Raw genomic sequence first — 26,224 nt, forward strand, 5'->3', positions numbered from 1 at the left:
TCCGTCGCCGCGTCACCGTCCGGTCAATCGGGCGTGACCAGCACCGTGACCGTCCGGTTCCGCGCGAGGCCCGGGTACGGCGCGTCCTGCTGATCCGCGCTCGCCGTCGTGAACGCCGTCAGTGGCCTGCCGCTGGCGGCGCTCAACTCGCGTGCGGCGACGAGCGCACGCCACAGGGCGAGGACGGAGCCGCCGCTGTCCGGGGCGCCGGGGACGGCGGCGGTGTGGCCGAGGATCTCGACGTCGGCCTGCCGTCCCGCGAGACGGCCGCCCAGGACGGCGAGCCGGTCGGCGCCGACCGGAGTGAGCCGGTCGGCCTCCGCGAAGAGCCCGTCGGTGAAGGTGACTTCCACCGCGTCCCCGCGCACGGCCGCGTCGACGCCCGGTGCGCGCAGCTCGCGGGCCAGCGCCGCCACCGCGTCCGCGCGGCGGGCCGAAGCGCGGGCCCGTTCCTGTTCCTGCCGCGCCCGATGCTCGGCGTCGAGGCGCTGGGCAAGTCGTTCTGCCCGGTCGGTGAGCGACGGGGCCGATCGCTCGGGTGGCCCGTCCGCGTCGTCGGTGAGGACGACCGTGCCGGCCGTGATCGCGGCCACCGCGCAGACCGCGGCGGCCAGTGCGGTGCCGGCGCGGTGCCGGGCGAGCGCCGCGCGGGGGCCACGTCGGCCGAGCCGGTCGAGCCTGGCCAGCCCCGCCGACGCCGCCGGGTCCCGCGGCTGCTGCTCCTGGACCCTGCGCCAGTACTCCGCCGCCCGGGCCGGCTCGCCCCGCTGGGCGTGCACCCGGGCGAGCAGGTCGAGTACGTCGCGATGGCCGGCGAGGGCGGGATCGTCGGCCTCGTCCAGCAGCCGCAGCGCGCCGTCCAGGTCACCGGAGCGGGCCGCCGCACGAGCACGTGAGACGAGCAGGACGACCCGGAGCTCGTCGGCTCGCCGGACCGGGGTGGGTGATGCGGACACCGTCAACTCCTCTTCTCGGTCCGGCTAGTTGATGCCACCGGACATCCGCTCGGCCTCCTCGGCGGCCCCCGGCGGCAGCAGCCGGCGCAGCCGCTCGTTGACCCCGGCGAGGGCTCGGCGGTTCCCCGCGGCGACGGCCCGGCGGCCCTCCAGGATCGCGGCGTCCGCCTGCGCCCGGGAGAACATGTCGTCCCGCATCTCGACCAGTGCGTGGAAGACCACGTACTCCCACTGGTCGGTACGGCGCAGCAGCTCCACGTGGAACTCCCCGGCCCGCTTGACGAGCCGCCGCAGGTCCGCGGGAGTGGCGTCGTCGCCGAGCGAGCCGGCCCGGTCGCGCATGTTCTGCAGCTCCCGGCGGTCCGTGGGGCCGCCGCCGGTCTGTTCCATGACGTCCTCGCAGGCGCTGAGCAGATCCCACAGCTCGCGTTGCAGTCCGGGGATCTCGATCGCCTGCTCGATGTCGTCGAGCTGGGCCTCCACGTCGCGGATGCGGCGCTCGCTGGTGACGGCGGCACCGGTGTCGACGGCGGCCGCGTCGACCTCCTTGCGGAGCTGGGGGATGGTCTTCTGCTCGGCGAGGTCGGCCAGTTGCTCCCGCGCCTGGTCGGAGTACACGTCCTCGGCCTGGTCCTGCAGGAGGCGTACCCGCTGTTCCAGGTCGTGCAGACGGTCCACCAGCTCGTCGTGCTCGGGTGCCAGCAGCTCGGAGCGGTTGATCGTCGCCTCGAACTGCTGCTCCAGCAGGGGGATGTCGGCGGTGACGAGGACCTCGCGGTTGCTCGCCTGGATCTCGAACGTCACCTCGACCTCGCTCTGGGCGGGCAGGTCGATGCGGATGTCGCGCGGACGGATCTCGATGAGTCCGACCCGGGTGTTGCGGTCGGCCCGCCTGCGCTCCCCCTCCAGCAGGGGGATGCGGATGACGGCGTCCGGCTGGGCGCGGCGCAGCGGGATGGTCGTGCGGTAGGGCTTGGTGACCTGGGCCGGCAGGGTGGTGCCCTTGCGGAGCACCGGGTCGAAGGAGCCGTCGGCCTTGCCGATGCCGAGGGTGCCGGTGAGCACGGCGTCGCCGGGGAGGACGGCCGCGTGGGTGATGGAGAAGGTGTCGCCCGCGAGCTTGCGCCGGGTGCCGGAGGTGTCGGTGAGCTCCACGGTGAACCGGGAGCGGGTGTCGGCGTCGATGGCCACCTCGGTGTAGAAGGTGCCGTCCGCGCCGATCTCGGTGAGCGGTCCACGAAACGGCGGCCGGCCGTCGGGATTGCTGAGGGTGACGGCGAACCTGGTCCAGTCGACCGCGCTGCCGCTGCTCACCTTGCCGGAGACGGGGATGCCGGTGGTGTCGACGGACTGCGCCGGATAGTGGAGCTCGATCGCGAACTCGCCCTGCGCCGCCTTCTGCGGCTTCCTCGGCAGCCGGACGGTGCGGGCGAACACGGCGGCTCCGCGCGCGACCACGGTGGTGGGGTCCTGGCTGTGGTCCAGGGGGATGCCGGGTCCCTCGACAGGGTCGGCGAGGAGTTCGCGCAGGCCGGGGCTGAGGGTGGCACCGCCGACCAGGAGCAGCCGGTCGATGTGGTCGGGCCGCAGCGCGCTCTGGGCGAGGGCGTCGCGGCAGAGCCGGACGGCACGGGTGTAGAAGGGCAGGGCGAGGTCGTCGAGGGCGCCGCGGGTCAGGACGTACTCGAAGGGCTCGATGCCGCCGCTGCCGTCGTCCAGGTCGACGGAGATCTCGACGGAGTCCGTGCGGGACAGGGCGATCTTGGCGTTCTCCGCCTCCAGCTTGAGCTTGGCGAAGTTCTTGCGCCAGCGCGGGCTGTTGCGGGTGAAGTCGGCCAGTCCCAGGTCGGCGCGGACGGCGGGGGCCAGGAGGTCGTCGACGAGGGCCCAGTCGATGAGCTTGCCGCCGAGGTAGGGGTCGCCCGCGTGCTGGATCAGCTGCAGCTCGCCGTCGCGCTTGCTCATCAGGGCCGCGTCGAAGGTGCCGCCGCCCAGGTCGAACACCATCCAGTGGGCGGATTCGGAGGCGTCCTGCACGCCGTACGCGATCGCGGCGGCCGTCGGCTCCTGCACCAGCGGACACTGCTCGCCGAGCCCGGCGAGGGCGGCGGCCGAGCTGGTGGCGTTGTTCTGGTTCAGGGCGAAGGAGGCCGGGACGGTGATCACGGCCGCCTCCGGCTGGTACCCGTACTCGTGGGCGGCGTCCTGCCGCAGGGACTTGAGCACTTCGGCGGAGAGTTCCTCGGGCGTCAGCGACGCGCCGGTGCGGTGGAAGAGGCGGTGGGCGCCGGCCGCTCCCATCTCCAGCTTGAACTCGGCGTACGCGTTGTCGGGATCGCTCTCCGTGCGCTCGCGGGCCCGCCGTCCCACGTGGACCACCCCCTCCTTGGGGATCCACACGGCGGAGGGCGTGAACTCCCAGCCGTCGTTGTTCTTGACGACCCGGACACCGTCGTCCTCCGCCACCGCGATGGCGCTGTTGGTGGTGCCGAGGTCGATGCCGAAGTCGATGGTCTCGCGCATGGTCGGTCTCCTTGGTCGTTCAGGTGCCGGGGGCCGGGGACTGCTCGGGGACCGGTGTGTCCTCGGGTACGGGTCCGTCCTCGGGGGCCGTTGGGTGGTCGGGCGCGGGGCGGCCGACGATGACCTGGCCCATCTGGATGCGTTCGCCGCGGAAGTAGACCGAGGGCCGTACGGTCTCCAGGACGACCTCACGGTCCAGTCCCGGCTCGTCCTGGAACACCAGGGCCTCCAGGGACTGGCCGGAGTCGAAGGGCATGCCGTCGTGCTCCTGGATCTCCAGCCCGTCGTCGGCGAGCGCCTGGCGGCTCGCGTGGACCTGGCGGCGCACCTGTCGCAGGTCGGCCGCCGAGAGGGCGCCGCTCTGCCGGTCGAGTTTGCGCAGGGCACGCCAGATGCCGACGGCGGCCCCGAGCAGCGCGTCGGTCCCGGCGCCCCGCGGGGCACGGGCCTGTTCGGCGAGGGCCTCGGCCGCCGCCACCTCGTCGAGCACCGCGGCGATCCACTCGGCCTGGGCGGGGTCCAGCGGCGGGCGGGGGATGCGGAACTGCCGTGGCTGCCTCAACTGGCGTAGGAATTCCCGTGCTTGGGGTGCCACGGGGCGCTGCATGGGTTCCTCCTTCTGTGCCGTGGTCATGGCACCGGTGACTCAGCGGTTGGCCAGGTAGGCGATCAGGGCGGGCAGCACCATGACGAGCAGAACGAGGAGACAGCCCAGCCGCAGGCCGCCCCACACGTCTTGGGAACCCCCGGCCTCGACGTCCCGGGCGTGCTGCCCGAACTGGGAGTGGATGGCGTCCCAGTTGGCCTCGATGCCCTGGATGTCGCGGTCGGGGGCGATCTCGTACGCCGCCTCCGTGAGCTCGACCATCGTCTGCCGCTGCCGGGCGGTCGGCCTCCGGTGCAGGTGGTGGTCCGCGAGGGCCACGGCGAGGTTGTTCAGGCCCACGGCGACGACGTGCGCGACCTCCTCGTACCGCCACTCCGAGACGAACGCCCGGAACTCCCCGAGCCGTTCGAACGTGGGCAGGACCCGCTCGCGCAGGGTCAGGACCGCGTCGTCGTACCGTCCGGCCTCCTGTTGCCGCTTGGCGGCGAGCAGGCCCTCGGTGATCTGCTCGACCGTGTCCTCCACGGTCTCCTCGAACAGCGGGGTGAAGAGCCCCGCGAACACCTCGTGTTCCGACCAGGCCGCGCAGACCCCGGCGAGCCGGGGCCGGAAGTCGGCGTCGGCGGCGAGTTCCCGGAGCGGGGAGACGAGCAGGGCGGGCAGCGCGGCGAGGAAGGTGTCGGCGGTGTGCCCGCCCAGCCGAGGGTCGTCCAGGTCCTCGATCCGGCGGGCGATGTGCTGCCGGAACTCCGGCCGCCCCAGCAGCAGTCCCCAGCCGCTCGCCGCGCCCCGCCACAGCGTGTCCCGTCCCTCCGCGGTGGCGCTGCCCCGGCCGGCCTCCGCCTCCAGCGCCATGGCGTGGAAGCGCACCGCGTCGTCGTGCTCCTCGTGCAGGGCGCGGGGGCAGCCGCACTTCAGGTCGGCGTCACCCCACCGCCACAGCAGCTCGTCCACCAGCCGTCGCCGCGGGTCCTGGAACTCCTCGAACGCGGCCCGGACCTCCTCCTTGCGGGGCCCGCCCACGAGCGGGGAGTCGGGGTCCGGGGGCAGCGTGTCCCGCACCGCGAGCCGCGCGTCGAGGCGCTGTCGGTGCTGCCGTACGGCCCGTCCTCGCGCGTTCGCGGGGAGGCCGGTGACGGCGAAGGCGTTGTCGCGGTACAGCCGCGTCCCGGCCAGGTCGGTGCAGCGGGACAGGCTGCCGGTGCCGCTGCGAGCGGCGGACGGCTCGCCCGCCCGGCCGCCCGTGGTCGTCTTGTCCATCGCCTCTCCATACGTCCGCCGTGCAGACGTCCGCCGCTGGTACGTCCGCGTCTCGTGCGCCGGGCCGCCCCTCACATGACCACCCCTCGGCGCCACGTCATCAGCCGCGCCATGTGCCGCTCCCGGAGCCGGGGATGGCGGCTGACGGCCTCCTCCAGCTGGTTGGCCGCGTCGGCGAGCCGGCCCGGCATCCGGGAGAGCGCGATGGCCGCCCGCACCAGCTCCTCGACGGACCGCTCCACCACCGCCGGCCCCTGCCGGGACGACCGCGGCCCCTCTGCCGCCCGCAGGGTCTCCGCGCGTTCGGCGACCGCCCTGGCGGTGGCGGGCCGGTCCGTCGGGTCGGTGCGCAGCATGTCCAGGACGAGCCGGTCCAGTGCGGGCCCGACGTCGTCGTTGAAGGAGCTCGGCGGTGGCAGCGGCCGACTGAACCGCTCCAGCGAGAAGGACTGCACCGGGTCGCCGCCGTCGTACGGGAAGTGGTCGGTGAGCAGGAAGTACGCGATGGTGCCGAGCGCCCAGACGTCCCCGGCGCACGAGTAGCCCGTGCCCCGGCGCAGCACCTCCGGCGGCATGTAGGCGACGGTCCCCTGGGCGCTGGCGGCCCTCGTGCCCGGGTCGGTCTCCTTGGCCAGCCCGAAGTCGCTGACCTTGACCCGCAGTCCGGACTCGTCGTAGGTGATGAGCACGTTGGCCAGCGACAGGTCGCGGTGCACGATGGGGTGCTGTCGCTCATGGGCGACGGCGAGTCCCTCGGCGGCCTGCCGCAGCACGGCCGTGGCCTCACCGACCGGTACGGCGCCCGAGTGCGAGGCGATCAGCCGCTCCAGGCTGCCGCCGGCGACGTACTCCATGGTGATGTAGCCGCGCACCCCCTCGGAGGTCTGCACGGTGCCCGCGTCGAAGACGCGGATGATGTTGGGGTGCCCCAGGGTGGAGAGGATGCGGGCCTCGTCGAACATCCGGGAGGTCGCCGCCAGCGAGGCCACGTGCTTGAAGAGCTTCAGCGCCTGCCAGCCGAGGATGTGGTGCCGTACCCGGTACACCTCGGCGAAGGCGCCCTCGCCGAGCCTGCGGTCCACGACGAGCGCGGAGTTGACCCGCTGCCCACGGGTCAGCAGTGCCTTCCCCGCGCCCGTCGTGTCCCCCGTCATCCACCGCCCCTTCCGTCCCCTGAGGTCGCCTCACCGTGCCACGCTCCGCCCGGGACCCCTCCCGGACGCCGGCGGCCGGTCAGGAGTGGGTGACCTCGATGCGGGAGATGCGGACCTCGCCGTGGTTGTCGTCGGTGCACGGCTCGGAGTTGTCGCAGTTGGCCTGCGTGTAGGCGCCCGCCTTGAAGTAGTTGGTGTCGCCGTCGTGGGAGACCGTGGTCTCCAGGCGGCCGTTGTAGTAGACGTCGATCTCCCCGTCCCGGGCCACGAACCGGGCCTCGAACTCGGTGCCGAGCTCGTAGTCGTCGGTGACGAGGTGGGCGTGCCGGTCGTCGCCGTCGGTGATGTAGAGGCTGCTGCCTTCGAGGCGGAAGACGGTGACGTCGTCGTCCCCGCCGTGGACCTGCGCGCCGACCAGGTAGGGCCGTTCCTCGGGCAGGGCCGTGAACGCCTCGCGGACCACGAGGGTGTGGGTGCCTTCGGTGGTGGACCACTCGGCCTCGTCGGCGCCGCCGTCGGTCATCTCCCGCAGTTCGGCGCGGGGGTAGCTGGAGCCTGAGGTCGTCACGCCGTTGACGGCGGCCCGGAACCGCACCGCGTCACAGCCGGCCTCCACCCGGAACCAGGGTTTCGCGGAGAAGGTCGCCAGCTCGGGCTGGGTGATCTCGGTGGGGTCCTCGTCCTCGCCGGTGGGCAGTGTCAGCTTCCAGTTCGTCAGATCGAGGACGTCGGCGGGGTGGGCGCACCGGGCGGCCGCCCGCCCGGGCGGGGTCTGCGCGCCGGCGTGCGTGGACAGGGTGAGCGTGGCGGTCGAGAGGGCCGCGGTGAGACCGGCCACCACGAGGGTCCGGGTGCTGGGCATGGAGAAGTGCCTTTCTGTCGGGGTCGCCTGGGGGTGCCGTGAAAGCCCTGCGCGGTTCGGGCCGCGCGTACGGTACGCGCGATCGCCGGGACCCCTCCCGGAAATCGGCGGGCCCCCTCCCGACACCGGTGGTCCCACCGCATCTGCACACCCGGGACACCTGCGCATGCGTGCGACTGATGAAGGCTCTGGGTAGACCCTGCGTACGGTCCGCCCCACGCGTTAGGTTCGATGCGATCCACGCGTGCGGTTCTGGGCCGTGCCGCGTTCGGGATGCGACCGAGGGGGAAGATCCGTGCGTTCCGGGGACGAGTTCGCCGACCGCTATGTCCTCAAGGAGGTCATCGGCGCGGGTCGGGGCGGCGATGTGTGGCTGGCCCACGACACGGTGGTGGGCCAGGACGTCGCCCTCAAACCCGAGCGGGCGGACGGCGAGGGCGAGACCGCGGTGCGCCGGCTGCTGGGCGAGCCGCGCGCCATGGCCAAGTTCCGCGACCATCCGCATGTCGTGACACTGTTCGACGTCATCACCGCGCCGAAGGGGGGCGACGGCCCGGAGACGTACTGGTTCGTCATGGAGTACGTCCCCGGCGGCGGCCTGGACCGGCAGCCGACGGTCTCTCCCGTGCGGGCGGCCCGGATCGGGGCCGAGCTCGCCGACGCGCTGGCCGCCCTGCACGAGGCGGGCATCGTCCACTGCGACGTCAAGCCCGCCAACGTCGGGCTGACCCGGCACGGCACCGCGAAGTTACTGGACTTCGGCGCCGCCTACCGGGTCGGCGGCGCCGAGACCATCACCGTCAACGGCCCGTTCAGCTTCACCCCCGACTACGCCGCCCCCGAGCTGGCCCGGGGCAACGTCCCACGGCCCGCCTCGGACGTGTTCTGTCTGGCGGCCACCCTCTGTGCGCTGGTCACCGGCGCGCCGCCGCGCGGTGGCGCCCCCGTGGACGACGCCGCCCCGGCCGGGACGGGGACCGAGGAGGAGGCCGAGCGGCTGCGGTACTGGAAGGCCGAGCAGGGTGTCGTCGAGCTGGACGCCGCCGCCGTCGGCCCGCTGTACCCGGTGCTCACCTCCATGCTGCGCCGCGATCCCCGGCAGCGCCCCGAGGCCGCCGAGGTCAAGCGGCTCCTGGAGGAGGTCGCCGGGTCCGGGCCGGCGCCCTCCCGGGACCCGGGCACCACCGCTCCGGTCAGAGGGCGCGGGCGATGGCGCGGCCGGCCGCTGCTGGTCGCCGCGGCACTCGGCGTCACCGCCGCGCTGGCCGTGGGGCTCGTCGCCCTGCCGGAGGGCGACGACGACGGCAAGGCCGCTCCGCAGCCCGGTGAGAGCCGGAGCCGGCTCGACGGGAGTGCCTCGGACGGTGCGCCGCGGGCCCTGATCGGCGATCCGCACACGGCCGACGTGTGCGCCCTGGCGGACCCCGCCGCGTTCGAGCAGTTCGGCGACGGGGAGATCCGTGTGGACGTGGACTACGGCAACTTCGACCGCTGCGACGTGCTCGTGGGAGTCGACGACAAGACCCGTATCGACGTCTCGGTGAGCCTGCGCAAGGGCTCCCCGCCCGAGGGGTCGAAGCCCTCCAGCACCGTGGGACGGATCGGCATCCGCGAGGAGCGGGCCGAGGACGACGAGTGCAAGCTGCTGCTGACGGCCGACGGCGACTCCGGTGACACCCTGGTCGGGGTCCGCGTCAACATGGGCAAGGGTTCCGTGGTCGGCGGCACCGCGACCCTGTGCACGGTCGCCGACAAGGCCGCCCGGGCGGCGGCCGGGGTCCTCGACCGGGGCCCGCTCCAGCGCCGTTCGCCCGCCTACCCCCCGGCCTCGCTGGCCTGGCGGAACGCCTGCGAACTGCTCGACGCCGAGGCGCTGTCCGCCGTTCCCGGGATCCAGGTCGACGTGCCGGAGGTCGGCGTCGCGAACTGGAGCTGCGAGTGGTCGAGCGACGTCGACGAACTGGACGCGGAGGTGAGCTTCTTCCGCGATCAGCCCAAGTCGGCCGAGGAGGGCACGCCCCTCAGCCTCGGCGGGCACCGCACCGTCGTCGAGAAGGGCGACGACGGGGACACCTGCGCGGCGTTCGTGGAGTACCGCAGGTACAGCGGCCAGGACGCCGAGACCGCGGCGGAGATGGTGCGCCTGGAGGTCGGCGGGAAGCGGCCCACGGACCAGCTCTGCGGGATGGTCAGGGACCTCGCGGCCTCCGCCGCCGGCAGGCTTCGCGGCTGAGACTCAGGGCGCGGAGTCGGGCCAGGCCGCGTCGTCCTCCATGAGGTCGAGGTCCGGCGGTACGAGCGTCGTGGACTCCACCAGGCCCTTGATCAGGTTGTGCAGCAGGCTGTTGTCACCGGGGCGGCCCTGTGACTTGTCGTGGATCAGCGGGTACCGGAAGCCCGTGCGGTCGAGCCGGTGGCGTACGGCCTCGATGCGGTGCTCGATCCTGCGCTCCGTCCACTTCGCCTCCGGGCGGAGGTAGCCGAGTTGCTTGGCGGCCGTGGCGTACGACAGGGGGCGCGGGTCCTCCTCGTAGAGCAGATACCGCTGGCCGAGGACGACCAGCAGCAGCCGTTCGTCGTCGTTGAGCGCCCAGGTCTCCGGGCGGATGGTCTCGGCGCGCCGCCGGGACAGGGGTCCCTGGTCGTCGTGGCCCGCCACGTACAGCTCCACCAGGTGCTCGCGGTAGCCGGAGCCCTTCACGAACAGCGGGGTGTAGCCGGTGTCGAGCGGCATGGGTTCGGTGCTGAGGTGCATCATCCGGCCGCGTGGCAGCCGGACGAGCTGCTGCCCGGTGTTCCGTAGCCACCACAGCCCTTGACGGTACGTCAGCTCCCCGTGCCGCCGGCTCACCCGCAGGTCGTCCACGCCGACCCCCAGATCCACGTCCGGTTTCTCACCGCGCCCGAAACGGACCGTGAGCCCCGGCCGGGGCGGCGCGCTCAGCTCGCCGGTGACCGTCCGGGCGTGCAGGGTCCCGGGCGTGGTGGGCGCGACACCACGCGCGAGGCTGGTGGAGAGGGTCATCGCGGGTCTCCTCGGGGCGTGGGCTCGTCGGGCGTACCCGCATGATGCGCCTCCGTCCACGGGAGGGGTCCCGGGAACGCAGGGAGCAACGACCGGGAGCAGCACCCTTGCTCGTCACTTCGACCTTCGTTCGACAAGGCCAGCCCGACGGACGGCACGAACGCGCACATCCGGGACTGCCCGGGCGAGACCAACCAGCAGTGGACGCTGACGGACAACGACCAGCTGACCGTGTACGGCAACGGCGGCAGGTGAGGCCCCTGCCTCTGCCGCCCCCAACACCCAACTGCTGGGCGGCGCGCCCGCCCGTCACTTCCGCGCTGTCGTCCCGAAGGGAAGGAGTTCGCCGGAGCGCAGGTGTTCCCGCAGCCACTGCTCGGTGTTGCTCACGTGCAGCAGTGCGGCGGCCTGGCTGAGGCCTGCGTCGCGGGTGGACAGGGCGTTGAAGATCGCCTCGTGCTCGGCGAGGGTGCGGCCCGCGGCCTTGTCGTCGACCAGACCACGCCAGATGCGGGCACGCAGGGTGCGGCCGGAGATCCCTTCGAGGAGCGTGAGGAGGCTTTCGTTGCCCGTGGCCGAGACGACGGCCCGGTGGAAGGCGGCGTCGTGGGCGTTGAGCCGTTCGACGTCGTCACGGGCCTCACGCATGGCGTCCAGGTGCCGCTTGACCTCGGCCAGCTGTTCATCGGAGATCCGGGTGGCGGCAAGCGCCGTGGCGACCGGCTCCAGGAGCCGCCGCACCTCCATGAGGTCCTGAAGCGCGGCCGAGTCGCCCTGCAACAGCTCCACCGCGCCGCCGAGCCCCTCCAACAGCAGGCTCGGCTGGAGGCTGGTCACATAGGTGCCGTCGCCTCGCCGGACTTCCAGGACCCGCGCGACGGCCAGGGCCTTGACCGCTTCCCGGGCGAGATTGCGCGACAGTCCCAGCTGGGCCGCCAGGTCCGGCTCCGGCGGCAGCTTCGAGCCCGGCGGCAGGGCACCGGTCCGGATCAGCTCACGGATCTGCTCGATGGCCTTGTCCGTCAGAGACACCGCGCCTCCCTCCCCCCGTCGTGCCCCGAGAGCACGTCCGACCTGATCAGCCCCTGAGCGCGGAGATCGTGCCAGAGACCGACAGGCACACGCTGATCTTGGAGTTTCACGTTCCGTACGACCTGTTCCGGGGTCCGCATGCCGAGGGTGGCGTTGATGATACTGGGGTGCGTCCGCGGGAAGGCGATCGCGGCGGCGGGCAGGGTGGTCCCGTGCGCCTCGCAGACCTCGGCGATCGCCCGGGCACGGGCGATCATGGCCGGCAGGGCGTCCTGGTAGCTGACCGCACCCGGACGTACACAAGATCACGGCCGCCGAAGCGGTGCTCTCCGCACACCTCAGCCTGCTCCACGCAATGATCAAGGGCCGGATTCGGATGATTCCGAATCCGGCCCTGACCTGCGACTGTCTCCAGTCGGGACGACAGGATTTGAACCTGCGACCCCTTGACCCCCAGTCAAGTGCGCTACCAAGCTGCGCCACGTCCCGGCGCGCGTCACGCGGCGAACCGCGTGATCACGCAGGTCAACACTACCGCATACGCACCCTGCGCCGACCGGGGCCGACCTCTTGACCAATAGTTGTCGATATCTATAATTGCTGGACTCAACAAGATGTCGTGGCGGGATGCCGGGAAACCTCGCGGCCCGCGAACCGATCGGAGCCCCCATGCCCCTCCTGGCCAGGCCCGCGGTGGCCGCCTTCGTCGCCAAGGCGATGCAACGTGTGACCGTCATGGCGGACCGGCGTTCCGGGGGCCGGGGGTCCGCCGCCGCCTCGCACGCGCGGTTCCCGGAATACCCGCGCAAGGTACGGGAGTTGACGATCCCCACGTCGATCGCCCCGGCCCGGGCCACCGTGTATCTGCCCGCGAGCGACGAGCCCGCTCCCCCGGTGCACGTCAACTTCCACGGCGGCGGCTACGTGATGACGCTGACCGAGCTGGACGACCCGCTGTGCCGCTTCCTGGCCACCGAGGCCGGCGCGGTCGTGGTCAACGTGGACTATGCCGTCGCCCCGCAGCACCCGTTCCCGGCACCACCCCGGCAGGCGTACGACGTCGTCCGGTGGGTCGCGGAGCACGGCGCCGAGGAGGGCTGGGACGGCGGGCGGCTCACCGTGGGCGGGCAGAGCGCCGGGGGCGGACTGGCGGCGGCCGTGGCGCGACAGGCCCTCGAGGAGGACGGGCCCTCCATCGCGCTCCAGGTCCTGCACTATCCGCCGCTGGACCTGGCGACCCACGCCCGGGACAAGCGGGCCGCCATCGCCAGGCCGATGCTGCGGCCCTGGATGGCCGACGTCTTCGACACCTCGTACGTCCCGGACGCGCGGCGGCGCCTCGACCCGCTCGTGTCCCCGGCGCACCCTTCGGACACCGCGAACCTGAAGGGGATCGCGCCGGCCCTGGTGGTCACCGCCGAGTACGACCTGCTGCGGGCCGAGGGCGAGCGGTACGCCGAGCGGCTCCGGGGCGCGGGGGCACTGGTCGAGCACCATGAGGTGCGCGGCGCCGACCACGGGTACGACGGGCAGGACGACGGCAAGGCCCGTGAGGTCTACGCCCTGATCGCCCGGCGGATGCGGGAGGCGACGGGCGCCGCCTGAACGCCGGGCACCCGGACACCGTGTCGCCGCACTCGCGGGCGTACACCCTTTCGCGGATCCCTCAGCCGTTCCGCACCATCGGTGAGGGCTCGCCGCGCATGTTGTCGGTGTACTCCTCCGGGCACGTCACCCGCACGTCGGTCGACGCCGGCCGGACGGTCGAACTCCTGTCGGCGGAGGCCCAGACGGGCTGAACCGGCGGGGCGGACGCCGAGGTGTTCCTGGCGCTCCGCCCGGGGCTCCAGGACATCCCCGCGACGAACCCCGCCATCAGCACGGTCACCGCCACGACCACCCACCATGGCAGCCCTGCCTTGGCCATGAACGCGACGACAGCCACCAGTGCGAGAAATGCCGTCACGTCCTGATCCCCCATCAACTGTGAACACACCTGCCCCCGACATCACGAGAGCCGCCCTGCAGCACTACGGGCATATGACGCAACAATACGCGAGACCGTCGTATAACCCAGTTCGGCTCATCTGTACATATGGTTCGTCCGTACATATGACGGACGCCACTCGCCGCAGGTGCTGCGGCGAGTGGCGTCCTCCTCACCCCCGGCCGACGCGTACGCCGGTCAGTGCGCGCCTATGAGCCCCTGGTCGCTTCCCCGATCCGCCGTCCGCTTCGAGCCGCGCCGGGCGGCGATCCCGATGAGGACCATGGACGACAGGCCGGCGAGCGCGAAGGCCGTGAAGCCCCGGTCGCCCTGGTTCGCCGCGAGCAACTGGCCGCCCATCGAGACGGTCGCGTAGATCATGGTCTGCGCGCTGCCCTGCGGGTGCCGTCTCAGGCGACCGGTGGCGTCCCGTGCGTGTGGAAGGACTCGATCGTCTTCAGGCCCCATGCCTGTCCCTTGGCCCGCTCGGCCTCGGTCCAGGTGATGAGCGGCCAGTCCGGGGCCAGCACCAGCCGGGTGAGCGGGTTGCACAGCTCGATGCGGTTGCCGCCGGGCTCGTAGACGTACAGGAAGAACGTCTGCTGGACGGCGTGCTTGTGCGGGCCCGTCTCGATGAACACGCCGCTGTCGATGGCGAGGTCGGCGGCGCGCAGGATGTCCTCGCGGGTGTCGGTCGCGAAGGCGATGTGGTGCAGCCGGCCGGTGGAGCCGGTCCAGTCCGAGGTGTGGACGACGTCGTAGGACTTGTCGGTGAAGGTCAGCCAACGGGCCGCGATCTTCCCGGAGTCGAGCCGGATCTGCTCGGTGGGCCGGGCGCCCAGCACCTGTTGCTGGAACTCGGCGTTGGCGAGCACGTCGGCGGCGAGGAAGTTGATGTGGTCGAGCCGCCGTACGCCGACGCCCCGGTTGGGCTTGGCCTGCGGCTGGTTCCTCAGCGCGGGCCGCAGTTCCTGCGGTGCCCGGTAGTACTCGCTCTCCCAGTACAGGGCGTGTTCGTGCCCGTCGGGGTCGGTGGTGAGGTACAGCGTGCCGATGCCGGGCTCGTCCTCGACCCACTTGCCCGAGCCGCCGGCCGCCTCGACTGCGCCGACACGGCGGTGCAGTGCCTCCTCGCTGGAGGTGCGCAGGGCGAGCCGGCCGAGGCCGGGCCGGTCGCGGGCGGTGAGGACCAGGCTGTGGTGCTCGTAGTCGTCGAAGGTCCGCAGGTAGACGGTGTCGCCTTCCTGTCCGTTGACCGTCAGGCCCAGGTAGTCGGTGAAGAAGGCGACGCTGGCGTCCAGGTCGGGGGTGAACAGCTGGGCGTGGCCGATGTGGGCGATGTCGCCGAGCGGCGGGGTCATCGGGGGCCTCCGGGGGTGGGGACGGGGAGTGGGGCCGTCTCGGCGGACCGGGGGAAGACCGTGCCGTCGAAGATCTTGCGGGCCGTGCGGACGACGGCGGTCCGGCGGGCGGCGGGCAGGCCCGCGGCGTCGGTGCCGAGGGCGCTGTCGATGTCGAGGAATCCCGTGGGGTGTTCGATACGGACGCGGTCGCCATGCGCAGGCAACTCCGCGAGGTCGGCACCGACGCCGCCCTCGATCCGCAGTCCGGCGGCGACGCTCGCGGCGCCGAGCACGCCGATCGACGTATGGCAGCGGACCGGGATGAACGTGCGGGTGGTGACCGCGCCGCCGTGGCGGGGCGCGGCGAGCAGGGTGACCTTGGGGACGGTGTTGACCGATACGTCGCCGAGTCCCATCAAGTGGCCCGCCGAAAGCCTGAGTTCGCGGATACGGTCGGCGAGCGCGCGGTCCCCCTCCAGGTCCCTGGGCGCCTCGTGGCCGGTGACCTCGAGTGCGGCCGCCTCGACGAGGACGGTCGGCATGCCGTTGTCCACGCAGGTCACCGGGATGCCGTCGAGCACGTCGCGGACGTTGCCGGTGGGCAGCAACTGCCCGGTGCGGGGCGGGAATTCGATGACGACCGGGGCCGCCGTGCCGGGCACGCCGGAGATCTCGGCGTCTCCGGTGTAGTCGACGCGGCCGCCCGGCGTCGGGAAGGTCGCCGTGGCGAAGTCGCCGGAGTTGACCATGCGGATCCGTACGGCGGTCTCCTCCTCCCCCGCCGGGACCAGCCCGCGCTCCACGGCGAACGGGCCGATGCCGGCAAGGATGTTGCCGCAGTTCTGGCGGCCGGTCACTTCTGCTCGGTCGACGGCGACCTGGAGGAAGAGGTAGTCGACGTCGGCCCGCGGATCGGGCGAGGGCGACACCACGGCCACCTTGCTGGTGAGCGGGTGGGCACCACCCAGGCCGTCGATCTGCCGCTCGTCGGGACTGCCCATGACGCGCAGCAGCAGCTCGTCGCGGGCGGCGGGATCGGCGGGCAGGTCCTCGGCGAGGAAGTAGGCGCCCTTGGAGGTGCCGCCGCGCATCAGCAGGCAGCGCACCTCCACGGGCCCGGTCACGACCGTGCCTCCTCGCGGACGTACTCCTCGTAGGTCCGGTACGTCACGCCGAGCTGGACGAGCTTCTCCCGCAACCCGTACCGGTCCAGGCCGAGTTGGCCCGCCAGGAAGGCGGCGCGGGTGGCGGCCTCCCTGGCCTCGCGGGCCTCGGACCTGCCGACGGTCTCGCGGGCGCGTTCGCGAGGGACGACCACGACTCCGTCGTCGTCGGCGAGGATCACGTCGCCGGGGCGGACGACCTGGCCGTCGATGGCGACCGGCACGTTCACCGAGCCGCCGGTGGCCTTGACGGTCCCCTGCGCGCTGACCGCCCGGGACCAGGCGGCGAAGCCCATGTCGCGCAGCTCCTGGGTGTCCCGGACACCGGTGTCGAGGACGACGCCGCGCACGCCGCGCCGCTGCAGGGCGGTCGCGAACAGCTCGCCGAAGAGGCCGTCGGTGGACGGGGAGGTGGTGGTGACGACCAGGATGTCGCCCTCGCCGCACTGTTCCACGGCGGCGTGGATCATGAGGTTGTCGCCGGGCCAGCCGAGCACCGTGACGGCGGTTCCGGCGACCCGTACGCCCTGCTGGACGGGGCGGATCGCCGGGCCCAGCAGGCCGGTTCGGCCCATGGCCTCGCTGACCGTCGCCACGCCGAAGCCGGCCAGGGCGTCGACGTCCTTCAGCTCCGCCTTGGGCGGGCCGGTGACGATGACGCCGCTCATGCCAGCTCCTTCGCGATCTGCGGGTAGGGGCGCATGTACGCCTCGGCCATGGTCTTGTGGGACAGGCCCAGGTTGGGTCCGGCGTTGCGCTTGAGCTGGACGCCGCGGCGCACGGCGAGATCGGTGTAGTAGTCCCACAGGTGTTGCTGGGCGGCGAGGCACTCCATGGCCCCCCGCTTGGTCTCCCACACCTCGGTGATGTCGAGCAGGACCTCGGGCCTGAAGCCGCTCATCTCGGGCTGGTGGGGCTCGAAGTAGAAGACCGGCGGGGCGCCGATGATCTCGCCCTCGCCCGGGTAGCCGATGGCCTGGGCGAGGACCCGGGCCTCCAGGGCCATGCGGTTGGCGGCCGGGTGGTCGCCGTTGTACGGGTCCTCGGTCGGGTGGGTGAGCACGACGTCGGGCTGGATGTCGCGGTAGACGGCGACGAGCCGGTCGGTCAGCTCGGCGGTGGCGGTCAGCGGGTAGTCGCCGGCGTCGAAGAAGCGGACCTCGGCGCCGAGGGTGGCCGCGGCGCGCTCGGCCTCGGCACGGCGCATCGCCTTGATCTCGTCGAGCTTCCTGCCCTCGCGCCAGGCCTTGGCGGACTCGCCGCGCTCGCCGAAGGTCAGACAGGCGATGGTGACCTTCTCGCCCCGGGACGCGGCCAGGGCGATGGCTCCGCCCGCGCGCCACACGAAGTCCCCGGCGTGTGCGGTGACGACGAGAGTGGAGCGTGGTGGGGATGGAGGTCCCCCCGCGCGAGGTTCTTCGAGCCTGGGGGAGGGCGCATCGGAACGCGTCATCGCTGCTTCTCCTTGAGTGACAGGGGTGCGCCCGCCCCGTGCGCTCGAACCGTGCGGCGACTCCTACGGCTCAGTCGCGCAGCGCCTCGATCACGCTGGCGAGGTGGGCGCGGACGGCCGCCTCGGCCGCCTGCGGGTCCCTGGCCCGGATCGTCTCGATCATGGCCAGGTGCTCGTTCAGGGAGTGCTGCGGACGGCCCGGCCGGAGCGCCAACTGGAAGCGGTGGCGCACCAGTTGTGCGTTGAGCCGCTCGAGCAGCTCCACGGCCGTCCGCTGGCCGGAGAACTCCCGGATCCTGGCGTGCAGTTCCTGGTTCAGCTCCGAGTACGTCATCGGCTCGCCGTCGGCCACGGCCTTGGTCATCGCCGCGCCGAGGTCCGCCAGCAGGGTCAGCTGCTCGTCGCTGGCCGCGACGGCGGCCTTCGCCGCGCAGAGCCCCTCCAGGACCATGCGGCACTCGGTGATGGCGACCGCCTCCTCCACGGTCACCACCCGCACCCGCGAGCCGCGGTTGCGGATCCGCTCGACCAGTCCCTGAGCCTCCAGATCGATGAGTGCCGCGCGGATGCTGGCCCGTGTCACACCGAACTGCTCGGCGAGCTCGTTCTCCACCAGCCGCTGAGCCGGCGCCATCTCGCCATGCAGGATCGCCTGCCGCAGCTGCGCGAGCGCGTGCTGCTTGGCCTGCTCTCCGGTGCTCGGACGGGCTTCCTTCGGCATGTGCCCTCCTGAGTGAGTGCCTGTCGAACGTAAATCTAGTCAAACAGAATTGTCAACAATTTTGTCCACTGTATTGCGGCCACGAACGCGCCGCGACGGAGTGTCCGCCCGGTGGCGCCTACACCGCACACTCTGTCCAGGCCGCTCCCCTCCCCCGCCCGGCTAGGGTCGCCGCATGACGCACAGCTTCGTACTGCACATCCCTGACGCCGAGCTCGAACCCGAGCCTCTCGCGCCCGAGCAGATCGTCTCCGGGGCGCCCGAGGTGACCGGGAAGGTGGTCTGGGAGTCGACGGACGGGCGTCAGGTGCGCGGGATCTGGCAGATCACGCCCGGCGTGGTCACCGACACCGAGGCCGACGAGCTGTTCGTCGTGATCAGCGGGTCGGCCACCATCGAGGTCGAGGGCGGGCCGACGCTGACGGTGGGGCCCGGCGACATGGCCGTACTGCGCGAGGGCGACCGTACGACGTGGACGGTGCACGAGACGCTGCGCAAGGCGTACGCGATCAACCAGTGAGCGAGGGACCGGCGGGGAGCGGGGGCGCGGTGGAGCCGCGGATCTCCAACGTCGGTTCCGCGAGGCGGACTTCGCCCGCTCCCCCGGTGCCCTCGAGCCGGTCGAGGAGACGGCGGGCCGCGCGGCGGCCGACCTCGTGGCTGGCGTTGTCGACGGTCGTGAGCCACACGTGGCGCAGCCGGGCGATGCCGGTGTTGTCGTAGCCGACGACGGACAGGTCGCGCGGCACCCGCAGCCCCGTCTCCTCGGCCGCCGAGAGCGCGCCGATGGCGGCGATGTCGTTCACCGCGAACACGGCCGTCGGCCGTTCCGCGCGGCTCAGCAGCCGGACCGTCGTGCGATAACCGCCCTCCTCGGTCATGTCGCTCGCCTCGACCACCGCCTCGTCCGCGAGGCCGTGCTCGCGCATCGTCGCCTCGAAGCTCCGCCGCCGCAGCTCACCGACCGCGCCGTACCCGGCGATGTGCGCGATGCGCCGGTGTCCGAGGCCGATGAGGTGCTCGGTGACCAGGCGGGCGCCCCGCTCGTCGTCGTTGGCGACCACGTCCACGCCGGGCAGCAGCGGCTCCCGCGCGCCCGCCACCACCACCGGGAGGCGCTCGGCGACCGCCCCGAGCGCGGCCGGGTCGGGCAGCGTGCCGACCACGACGAGGCCGTCGACGCCGAGGTCCAGGAAGGGGCCGGCCGGGTCCTGTCCGGTACGGCGGTTGAGGCGGGCGTCGGCCAGGAGCATGCGCAGGCCGTTGTCGTGCAGGAGGGAGTTCAGGCCGTCGAGCATCTCGACGAACCAGGGGTTGCGCAGGTCGTTGAGGAGGACGCCGACCGTGCGGGTGCGCTGCTCGCTGAGGCTGCGCGCGGCGGCGTTCGGGCGATAGCCGAGTTCGCGTACGGCCCGTAGGACCGCCTCGCGCTTCTCCGGGCGCACCTGGTCCGAGCCGCGCAGGACCAGCGAGACCAGTGACTTGGAGACGCCGGCCCGGTCGGCCACATCGCGGATCGTCGGCGCTCTCATGGACATGGACCGTTCCATGAGCCGCCGGGGCTTGTCAAAGGGGACGGAAAGGGTTGACACCATGGCCGGGCCGCACTCAAGGTGGGCTGGACAGGAAATGGACCGGTCCAAAGAGGGGCTGCAATGGTGGACACGCTCGGCGTCGCCGTCGTCGGATTCGGCTGGATGGGGCGGGTGCACACCCAGGCGTACGCCCGTGTCGCGCACCATTACCCGGCGCTGGCGCCGCGTCCCGAGCTGGTGGCGGTCGCCGAGGAGGTGCCCGGCCGGGCCGAGGAGGCCGCGGCGCAGTTCGGGTTCGTCTCGGCGACCCGCGACTGGCGCGAGGTGGCCGCCGATCCGCGCGTGCGGGCCGTCAGCATCACCGCGCCGAACTTCCTGCACCGCGAGATCGGCGTCGCGATGGCCGAGGCCGACAAGCACATCTGGATCGAGAAGCCGGTCGGCCTGACCGCCGAGGACGCCCGCGCGGTGGCCGACGCGGCCGCCAAGGCCGGCGTGCAGAGCGCGGTCGGCTTCAACTACCGCAACGCGCCCGCCGTCGAGACCGCCCGCGATCTGATCGCCGCCGGCGAGATCGGCACCGTCACCCATGTGCGCATCCGCCTCTTCAGCGACTACGCCGCTCACCCGCAGGGGGCCCTGACCTGGCGTTACGAGCGTGAGCGCGGCGGCAGCGGAGTCCTCGGCGACCTCGCCTCGCACGGCGCCGACCTGGCCCGCTTCCTGCTCGGCGACATCGCCTCGCTGACCGCCGACACCGCGATCTTCGTGCCCGAGCGGGCCCGCCCGACCGGCGCCACCGCCGGGCACACCCTCGCGACCGGGGAACTCGGCCCGGTGGAGAACGAGGACTACGTCAACTGCCTGCTGCGCTTCGCCTCCGGCGCCCGCGGCGTCCTGGAGGCCTGCCGGGTCTCGGTCGGCGAGCAGAACAACTACGGCTTCGAGGTGCACGGCACCGAGGGCGCCGTGTTCTGGGACTTCCGCCGCATGGGCGAGCTCGGCGTCAGCCGGGGCACCAGCTACCAGGACCAGCCGGTCAGCACGGTGTATGTCCGCCCGGGCGACGGCGAGTTCGGCGCCTTCCAGCCGGGTGCCGCGAACGCCATGGGATACGACGACCTCAAGGTCGTCGAGGCGTACCGGTTCCTGCGCTCGGTCGCCGAGGGCACCCCGCACGGGGCCACCCTCGACGACGCCGTGCGCAGCGCCGCCGTACTCGACGCGATGGCGCGGTCGGCTCAGAGCGGCGCGTGGGTGGACGTGGCCGCGGGAGCGTGACGCCCGGGGTTCAGCGCGCCCGGTCCGCCCGTCGGCCGATGGCCATCTTGACCGGCGCCATGACCAGCCAGAGCCACATGGCCGCGGCCCCGACGTCCAGCCGGTGTACACGCCACGCGCACGCCCTCGATCGTCACCCGATGGGCGTGGGCATGTTGTACGGCGTCACCACCTGGATCGCCGACGGCAGCGTCGGTCCGGCCGGCGGCAGCGCGCCGTGGGCCCGCATCACGATGTGGCAGGCCTCGCGCATGTCCTGGCGCAGGTCGTGGTGGAGGACGGCGGACAGGCGGTGCTCGCGCAGCAGACGGGTGTTGTCCTGGTCGAGGTCGTGGGCGACGAAGACCGCGCACTCCCGGCCCAGGTCCGCGAAAGCCCGCAGGGTGGCGATGTTGCCGCCGCCGATCGAGTAGACGGCGCGGATGTCGGGGTCCCGCTCCAGCGCGGTCCGGACCAGTTCGTACTGGGTGGCGTCCAGCCCCTGGCCCTCGGCGATCTCGACGAGCATGCGGTCGGGATGGCGGGTCCGCATGGCGCTGCGGAAGCCCATCTCGCGCTCCTCCTCGTTGCGGAAGAAGCCACTGCTGAGGCTGGTCAGGACGTTGCCGGGGCGGTCGCCGAGCCACTGGCCCATGAGGTACGCGGCGGTCGCCCCGGCGGCCCGGTTGTCGATGCCGACATAGGCGAGCCGGGCGGTGGAGGGCAGGTCGGTCACCAGGGTCACCACCGGGATGCCGGCCTCCGCGAGCCGGGCGACGGCGGCGGTGACCTCGGGGACGTCCGGGGCCTTGAGGATCACGCCCTGGGAGCCGCGCCGCGCGATGCGGTCCAGCGTCCGGGTCAGCTCCGGTATCGGTCCGGTCTCCCGGAAGTGGAAGCGGGAGCGCACGACGGCCGGGTGCAGCGACGGCAGCTCGGTCTCCAGGGCGGCGCGTACGGCGGTGGTGAACCGCTCGGGCGCCTGCACCACCATGTCGATCATGAAGGTGCGGCCCACGAGGCGGACCTGGGTCCGCTGCCGGTCCAGGTCGGCTATCGCCTGCTGGACCTCCCGCGCGGTGCTCTCGCGCACTCCTCCTCTGCCGTTCAGGACCCGGTCCACAGTGGCCTCGCTCAGGCCTGCCTGACGTGCGATTTCCCGGATCGGGAAGGGGTGGCCCACGCGGCGGCTCCTTGAGGGGTTTTTGATGGGCGGCTGCTGGTTGTTCGACGGGATTGTCATGACAAGAATGGCAGCGCTGAGTCGCCCCTGTCATCGAGAGGACACCGATGTCCTTCACCGCCGCACACCGCCGGGCCTGGTTGTCCGAGCGCGACTGCGACCTCGCCGGCTTCCGGGAGCTCGTGGAGCGGACGACCGACCTCGCCGACTACCCGTACGCCTGCTCGGTGGAGCGCGAGGTCCTGGTCTACGACAGCGAACGGCTGCGCGAGGCCGACGACCTCCGTGCGGTACGGGCCGAACTGGTCCGTGCCCTCACCGAAGGACCCGGCGTCGTCGTCTTCCAGGGCGCCTTCCCGGACCCGGAGACCGTCGACCGGCTCAGCGCCGTGTTCGACGCCCTGATCACCGAGCAGCGCGCCGCCGGCGTGGACGCCGGGGACCACTTCGCCAAGCCGGGCGCCAACGACCGGGTCTGGAACGCGCTGGAGAAGGCGGCACTCTACGACCCCGAGGCCTTCGCCGACTACTACGCCAACGACATCCTGGCCCTGGTCTCGACCGCCTGGCTCGGCCCCGGCTACCAGGTGACCTCCCAGGTGAACGTGGTCAACCCGGGCGGCGCGGCGCAGACCGCGCACCGCGACTACCACCTGGGGTTCCTCTCGGGCGAGGTCGCGGCCGCCTACCCGGCCCATGTCCACGCCCTCTCCCCCGTGCTCACCCTGCAGGGCGCCGTCGCGCACTGCGACATGCCGGTGCAGTCCGGGCCGACGATGTACCTGCCGTACTCGCAGCGGTACGAGCCCGGCTACCTCGCGTGGCGACTGCCGGAGTTCCAGGCGTACTTCGAGGAGCGCCACGTCCAGCTGCCCCTCGCCAAGGGCGACACGGCCTTCTTCAACCCCGCGCTCTTCCACGCGGCCGGCACCAACCGATCGGCGGACATCCGCCGTATGGCGAACCTCCTCCAGGTGTCCTCCGCGTTCGGGCGGGCCATGGAGTCGGTGGACCGCGAGGCCGTCGCCAACGCCGTGTATCCGGTGCTGCTCCGGCGCCGGAGCGAGGGCGCCGACGAGGCGTGGACGGCGAACGTGATCGCCGCGAGCGCCGAGGGCTACCCGTTCCCCACCAACCTCGACAGCGACCCCCCGGTCGACGGGCTCGCCCCGCCCAGCCAGGCGGACGTCGTACGGCGTGCGCTGCACGAGGGATGGACCCCCGAGGCGCTGCGGGACGAGCTGCGGGCCGGCGCCGAGCGGCGCCAGAGCTGACCAGAACTGAAAGGACCCGGACAGACATGGGACTTCTCGACGACAAGGTCGTCCTCGTCAACGGCGGCAGCCAGGGTGTGGGCGCCGCCATCGCGCGGGCCGCCGTGCGCGAGGGGGCGGTCGTGGCCGTCACCGGGCGACGCGCCGAGCCCGGCGAAGCCCTGGTGGCCGAACTCGCCGCCGAGGGCGGCAAGGCCATGTTCGTGCAGGCCGACCTGTCGGACGCAGAGCAGGCGAAGGCCTCCGTCGCCGAGGTCGTCGACGCGTACGGCCGTATCGACTGCCTGGTCAACTCGGCGGGGCTGACGTCCCGGGGCACCCTGCTCGACACCACGCCCGAGCTGTTCGACCAGCACATCGCGATCAACCTGAAGGCGCCGTTCTTCGCCATGCAGGCGGCTGTCTCGGACATGGTCGCGCGCAAGGCACCCGGCACGATCGTCAACATCATCACGTCCTCGGCGCACGGCGGGCAGCCGTTCCTCGCGCCGTACGTCTCCGCCAAGGCCGGCCTCATCGGGTTGACCCGCAACGCGGCGCACGCCCACCGCTTCGACCGGGTCCGGATCAACGGGCTGAACATCGGGTGGACGGCGACGGAGGGCGAGGACGCGACGCAGAAGGCCTTCCACGGCGCCGGCGACGACTGGCGTGACGAGGCCGCCGCCAGGCTGCCGATGGGCAAGCTGGGCCAGCCGGACGAGATCGCCGACTTCGTGGTGTTCCTGTTGTCCGAGCGGTCCGGGGTGGTCACCGGATCGGTGATCGACTGGGATCAGAACGTACTCGGTGGCCTGGACTAGAACCTCGTAAGCCCTCGAACCTCTCCTACCGCAAGCCTCGGACTCAAGGAACTGAACCATGCGAATCGGCATTCTCGGCCTCGGCCGCATCGGCGCCTTCCACGCCCAGACCCTCTCCGCGCTCGACTCGGTCGAATCCCTCGTCGTCACCGACCCGTTCGCGGAGGCCGCCAAGTCCGCCGCGGAGCGGTTCGGGGCCGAGGTCGTGGACTCGCCGGAGGCGCTGCTGGCGGCCGGTGTGGACGGCATCGTCGTCGCCGCGGCGACCGACGCCCACCCGGCGCTGATCCTGGCCGGGGTCGAGGCCGGCATCCCCGTCTTCTGCGAGAAGCCCGTCGCGAAGACGATGAGCGAGGGCGTCGAGGTGCTGAAGGCCGTCCAGGGCAAGGGCGTGCCGATCCAGATCGGCTACAACCGGCGCTTCGACACCGGGTTCGTCAACGCCCGTGCCGCCGTGCGGGGCGGCGAGCTGGGCAAGCTGCACACCGTGCGGTCGACCACGCTGGACCCGGCGCCGCCGCCGGCCGCGTACATCGCCGCCTCCGGTGGCATCTTCCGGGACTGTTCGGTGCACGACTTCGACATCATCCGCTGGGTGACCGGCCGTGAGGTCGTCGAGGTGTACGCCGTCGGCGGCAACAAGGGCGCCGACTACATCAAGGACGCGGGCGACGCCGACACCACCGGCGCGATCCTCACTCTGGACGACGGCACGATCGCGGTGGTCTCCAACTCCCGTCACAACGCCCGGGGTTATGACGTCCGCATGGAGATCCACGGCTTCACGGACTCCATCGCCGTCGGTCTGGAGGACAAGCTGCCGCTGCGCTCCGTCGAGCCCGGCGTGACCTTCCCGGCGGGCACTCCGCACGACTTCTTCATGGACCGCTTCACCGAGGCCTACCGCGCCGAACTCACCGCGTTCACCGAGGTCGTGGCCGGCACCCGGCCGTCCCCGTGCACCATCGAGGACGCCCTGGAGGCCGGCTGGATCGCCGACGCGTGCACACTGTCGCTGCACGAGCACCGTCCGGTGACGATCGAGGAGGTACGGCAGGCATGAACGACTCGAGCCCGGAACCGCTGCGCGTCGGCGTACTCGGCGCGGCCCGCATCACCGAGCTCTCCCTCGTCGGCCCGGCCCGCACGACCGGCCACCGCCTCGTCGCGGTGGCCGCGCGCGACCGGTCCCGCGCCGAGGTCTTCGCCGACGAGCACGACGTGGAGCGGGTGGTGGACTCCTACGCCGACCTGCTGGCCGACCCCGAGGTCGAGGTCGTCTACAACCCGCTCGCCAACGGTCTGCACGGCCCGTGGAACCTCGCCGCGCTCGCGGCCGGCAAGCACGTCCTGACGGAGAAGCCGTCGGCGAGCAACGCCGAGGAGGCGGCCGAGGTGCGGGAGGCGGCGGCGAAGAACGGGACGGTGTTCATGGAGGCCTTCCACTACCTCTTCCACCCCGTCACCCGGCGCCTGCACGAGATCGTCGGGAGCGGTGAACTGGGCGAGCTCCAGCGGGTGGAGACACTGGTCGCGATTCCGGCGCCCGACGGCTCCGACCCGCGCTGGTCGCTGCCGCTCGCGGGCGGCGCGATGATGGACCTCGGCTGCTACAGCCTGCACGCGGTGCGGATGCTCGCGCCGTGGGCGGGCGGTGCGCCGCGGCTCACCTCCGCGCGGGGTGGCGAGCGGGCGGGCGCGCCAGGCGTCGACGAGTGGCTGGACGCCGAGCTGGAGTTCCCCGGCGGCGCGACCGCGTCGGCGCGCTGCCACATGGCGTACGACGAGCTGGAGATGAGCTGCCGGATCGTCGGGTCGGCGGGCGAGGCGTTCGCGCCGAACTTCGTGCTGCCGCACCGGGACGACCGGGTCGTGGTGCGTACGGCGGACGGCGAGCGCACGGAGCGGCTCGGCACGCGCTCGTCGTACACCTACCAGCTGGAGGCGCTCGCCGCGCACATCCGCCGGGACGCGCCGCTGCCGCTGGACGCGGACGACGCGCTGGCGACGATGACGCTGATCGACGAGGTCTACCGGGCGGCGGGCTTCGAGCCGCGTCCGCGTACGGCGCTCGCGGGCTGAA

25 protein-coding genes, 1 tRNA gene and 1 pseudogene are annotated in these 26,224 nt (G+C 72.4%); 8 read left to right on the forward strand and 19 right to left on the reverse strand.

Annotated elements, in window-relative coordinates; genetic code table 11:
- Positions 1-23: 23 nt before the first annotated feature.
- From ACFZBP_RS00190 to ACFZBP_RS00215, 6 genes are all read right to left on the reverse strand, one after another.
- Complete coding sequence (locus tag ACFZBP_RS00190; RefSeq protein WP_391409085.1) at positions 24-956, reverse strand: hypothetical protein; 933 nt, start codon at positions 954-956, stop codon at positions 24-26.
- 24 nt (positions 957-980) lie between these two features.
- A complete protein-coding gene (locus ACFZBP_RS00195) occupies positions 981-3,479 on the reverse strand; it encodes an Hsp70 family protein (RefSeq protein WP_391409086.1) in 2,499 nt (832 codons plus the stop codon).
- Positions 3,480-3,498: 19 nt separating this feature from the next.
- On the reverse strand, positions 3,499-4,086 hold the full coding sequence (locus tag ACFZBP_RS00200) for a hypothetical protein (protein ID WP_391409087.1): 588 nt from the start codon (positions 4,084-4,086) through the stop codon (positions 3,499-3,501).
- Between the two features lie 39 nt (positions 4,087-4,125).
- Complete coding sequence (locus tag ACFZBP_RS00205; RefSeq protein ID WP_391409088.1) at positions 4,126-5,346, reverse strand: hypothetical protein; 1,221 nt, start codon at positions 5,344-5,346, stop codon at positions 4,126-4,128.
- A gap of 71 nt (positions 5,347-5,417) precedes the next feature.
- Positions 5,418-6,500, reverse strand: a complete 1,083-nt coding sequence (locus ACFZBP_RS00210) for a protein kinase (RefSeq protein ID WP_391409089.1) — start codon at positions 6,498-6,500, stop codon at positions 5,418-5,420.
- Positions 6,501-6,579: 79 nt separating this feature from the next.
- Complete coding sequence (locus ACFZBP_RS00215; RefSeq protein ID WP_383455140.1) at positions 6,580-7,362, reverse strand: polysaccharide lyase family 7 protein; 783 nt, start codon at positions 7,360-7,362, stop codon at positions 6,580-6,582.
- 295 nt (positions 7,363-7,657) lie between these two features.
- Here ACFZBP_RS00215 and ACFZBP_RS00220 point away from each other — a divergent pair, with 295 nt between their 5' ends.
- A complete protein-coding gene (locus ACFZBP_RS00220) occupies positions 7,658-9,595 on the forward strand; it encodes a protein kinase (RefSeq protein WP_391409090.1) in 1,938 nt (645 codons plus the stop codon).
- 3 nt (positions 9,596-9,598) lie between these two features.
- On the opposite strand, the gene ACFZBP_RS00225 is transcribed toward ACFZBP_RS00220, so the two are convergent.
- The 4 genes and pseudogenes from ACFZBP_RS00225 to ACFZBP_RS00240 form a co-directional block, all read right to left on the reverse strand.
- Positions 9,599-10,387, reverse strand: coding sequence for an FHA domain-containing protein (locus tag ACFZBP_RS00225; RefSeq protein WP_391409091.1), 789 nt, complete (start codon positions 10,385-10,387; stop codon positions 9,599-9,601).
- Between the two features lie 309 nt (positions 10,388-10,696).
- A complete protein-coding gene (locus tag ACFZBP_RS00230; RefSeq protein ID WP_391409092.1) occupies positions 10,697-11,419 on the reverse strand; it encodes an FCD domain-containing protein in 723 nt (240 codons plus the stop codon).
- Positions 11,410-11,697, reverse strand: a pseudogene (locus ACFZBP_RS00235) (aldo/keto reductase); the annotation flags it as partial. The pseudogene ACFZBP_RS00235 and the gene ACFZBP_RS00230, both read right to left, overlap by 10 nt.
- A gap of 137 nt (positions 11,698-11,834) precedes the next feature.
- Positions 11,835-11,908: transfer RNA gene (locus ACFZBP_RS00240), tRNA-Pro, on the reverse strand.
- A gap of 180 nt (positions 11,909-12,088) precedes the next feature.
- Between ACFZBP_RS00240 and ACFZBP_RS00245 the strand changes: the two genes are divergently transcribed.
- The gene (locus ACFZBP_RS00245; protein ID WP_383455489.1) at positions 12,089-13,024 is read left to right on the forward strand and encodes an alpha/beta hydrolase; all 936 of its coding nucleotides are present in this window, start codon (positions 12,089-12,091) and stop codon (positions 13,022-13,024) included.
- Positions 13,025-13,085: 61 nt separating this feature from the next.
- Here ACFZBP_RS00245 and ACFZBP_RS00250 read toward each other — a convergent pair whose 3' ends face one another.
- The 7 genes from ACFZBP_RS00250 to ACFZBP_RS00280 form a co-directional block, all read right to left on the reverse strand.
- Positions 13,086-13,385 carry a hypothetical protein gene (locus ACFZBP_RS00250; protein ID WP_391409093.1) on the reverse strand — a complete coding sequence of 100 codons (300 nt, stop codon included), beginning with the start codon at positions 13,383-13,385 and terminating at the stop codon, positions 13,086-13,088.
- A 219-nt stretch (positions 13,386-13,604) separates the two neighbouring features.
- Entirely contained in the window at positions 13,605-13,787 is a 183-nt protein-coding gene (locus ACFZBP_RS00255; RefSeq protein ID WP_383455155.1) for a hypothetical protein, read from the reverse strand.
- Between the two features lie 29 nt (positions 13,788-13,816).
- Positions 13,817-14,767, reverse strand: coding sequence for a VOC family protein (locus ACFZBP_RS00260; RefSeq protein WP_383455158.1), 951 nt, complete (start codon positions 14,765-14,767; stop codon positions 13,817-13,819).
- A complete protein-coding gene (locus tag ACFZBP_RS00265; protein WP_391409094.1) occupies positions 14,764-15,873 on the reverse strand; it encodes a 4-oxalomesaconate tautomerase in 1,110 nt (369 codons plus the stop codon). The genes ACFZBP_RS00260 and ACFZBP_RS00265 overlap by 4 nt, the downstream gene beginning before the upstream one ends.
- Positions 15,870-16,580, reverse strand: coding sequence for a 4-carboxy-4-hydroxy-2-oxoadipate aldolase/oxaloacetate decarboxylase (locus tag ACFZBP_RS00270; protein ID WP_391409095.1), 711 nt, complete (start codon positions 16,578-16,580; stop codon positions 15,870-15,872). Before ACFZBP_RS00270 ends, ACFZBP_RS00265 begins: the two co-directional genes overlap by 4 nt.
- Complete coding sequence (locus ACFZBP_RS00275; protein WP_391409096.1) at positions 16,577-17,365, reverse strand: PIG-L family deacetylase; 789 nt, start codon at positions 17,363-17,365, stop codon at positions 16,577-16,579. The genes ACFZBP_RS00270 and ACFZBP_RS00275 overlap by 4 nt, the downstream gene beginning before the upstream one ends.
- A gap of 70 nt (positions 17,366-17,435) precedes the next feature.
- Complete coding sequence (locus ACFZBP_RS00280; RefSeq protein WP_383455168.1) at positions 17,436-18,086, reverse strand: GntR family transcriptional regulator; 651 nt, start codon at positions 18,084-18,086, stop codon at positions 17,436-17,438.
- Positions 18,087-18,261: 175 nt separating this feature from the next.
- Here ACFZBP_RS00280 and ACFZBP_RS00285 point away from each other — a divergent pair, with 175 nt between their 5' ends.
- Positions 18,262-18,606 (forward strand): cupin domain-containing protein, encoded by a 345-nt coding sequence (locus tag ACFZBP_RS00285; protein WP_383455172.1) that lies wholly within the window; start codon positions 18,262-18,264, stop codon positions 18,604-18,606.
- Here ACFZBP_RS00285 and ACFZBP_RS00290 read toward each other — a convergent pair.
- Positions 18,596-19,618 carry a substrate-binding domain-containing protein gene (locus ACFZBP_RS00290; RefSeq protein ID WP_391410296.1) on the reverse strand — a complete coding sequence of 341 codons (1,023 nt, stop codon included), beginning with the start codon at positions 19,616-19,618 and terminating at the stop codon, positions 18,596-18,598. The two genes, ACFZBP_RS00285 and ACFZBP_RS00290, sit on opposite strands and share 11 nt — an antisense overlap.
- Positions 19,619-19,741: 123 nt before the next feature.
- Here ACFZBP_RS00290 and ACFZBP_RS00295 point away from each other — a divergent pair, with 123 nt between their 5' ends.
- Positions 19,742-20,902: a Gfo/Idh/MocA family oxidoreductase gene (locus ACFZBP_RS00295; RefSeq protein ID WP_391409097.1), complete on the forward strand. Its 1,161-nt coding sequence runs from the start codon at positions 19,742-19,744 to the stop codon at positions 20,900-20,902.
- Between the two features lie 133 nt (positions 20,903-21,035).
- On the opposite strand, the gene ACFZBP_RS00300 is transcribed toward ACFZBP_RS00295, so the two are convergent.
- Positions 21,036-22,064, reverse strand: coding sequence for a LacI family DNA-binding transcriptional regulator (locus tag ACFZBP_RS00300; RefSeq protein ID WP_383455177.1), 1,029 nt, complete (start codon positions 22,062-22,064; stop codon positions 21,036-21,038).
- A 107-nt stretch (positions 22,065-22,171) separates the two neighbouring features.
- Between ACFZBP_RS00300 and ACFZBP_RS00305 the strand changes: the two genes are divergently transcribed.
- From ACFZBP_RS00305 to ACFZBP_RS00320, 4 genes are read left to right on the forward strand one after another with little or no spacing between them, the layout of a single operon-like run.
- Positions 22,172-23,338: a phytanoyl-CoA dioxygenase family protein gene (locus ACFZBP_RS00305; RefSeq protein WP_391409098.1), complete on the forward strand. Its 1,167-nt coding sequence runs from the start codon at positions 22,172-22,174 to the stop codon at positions 23,336-23,338.
- A 26-nt stretch (positions 23,339-23,364) separates the two neighbouring features.
- Positions 23,365-24,141 (forward strand): oxidoreductase, encoded by a 777-nt coding sequence (locus ACFZBP_RS00310; protein ID WP_391409099.1) that lies wholly within the window; start codon positions 23,365-23,367, stop codon positions 24,139-24,141.
- A 58-nt stretch (positions 24,142-24,199) separates the two neighbouring features.
- The gene (locus ACFZBP_RS00315; protein ID WP_383455184.1) at positions 24,200-25,204 is read left to right on the forward strand and encodes a Gfo/Idh/MocA family oxidoreductase; all 1,005 of its coding nucleotides are present in this window, start codon (positions 24,200-24,202) and stop codon (positions 25,202-25,204) included.
- A complete protein-coding gene (locus tag ACFZBP_RS00320) occupies positions 25,201-26,223 on the forward strand; it encodes a Gfo/Idh/MocA family oxidoreductase (protein WP_391409100.1) in 1,023 nt (340 codons plus the stop codon). Before ACFZBP_RS00315 ends, ACFZBP_RS00320 begins: the two co-directional genes overlap by 4 nt.
- The last annotated feature ends 1 nt before the right edge of the window (position 26,224 follow it).

Origin of the sequence: Streptomyces sp. NPDC008086 (assembly GCF_042957325.1) — a bacterium.
Classification (GTDB): Bacteria; Actinomycetota; Actinomycetes; order Streptomycetales; family Streptomycetaceae; genus Streptomyces.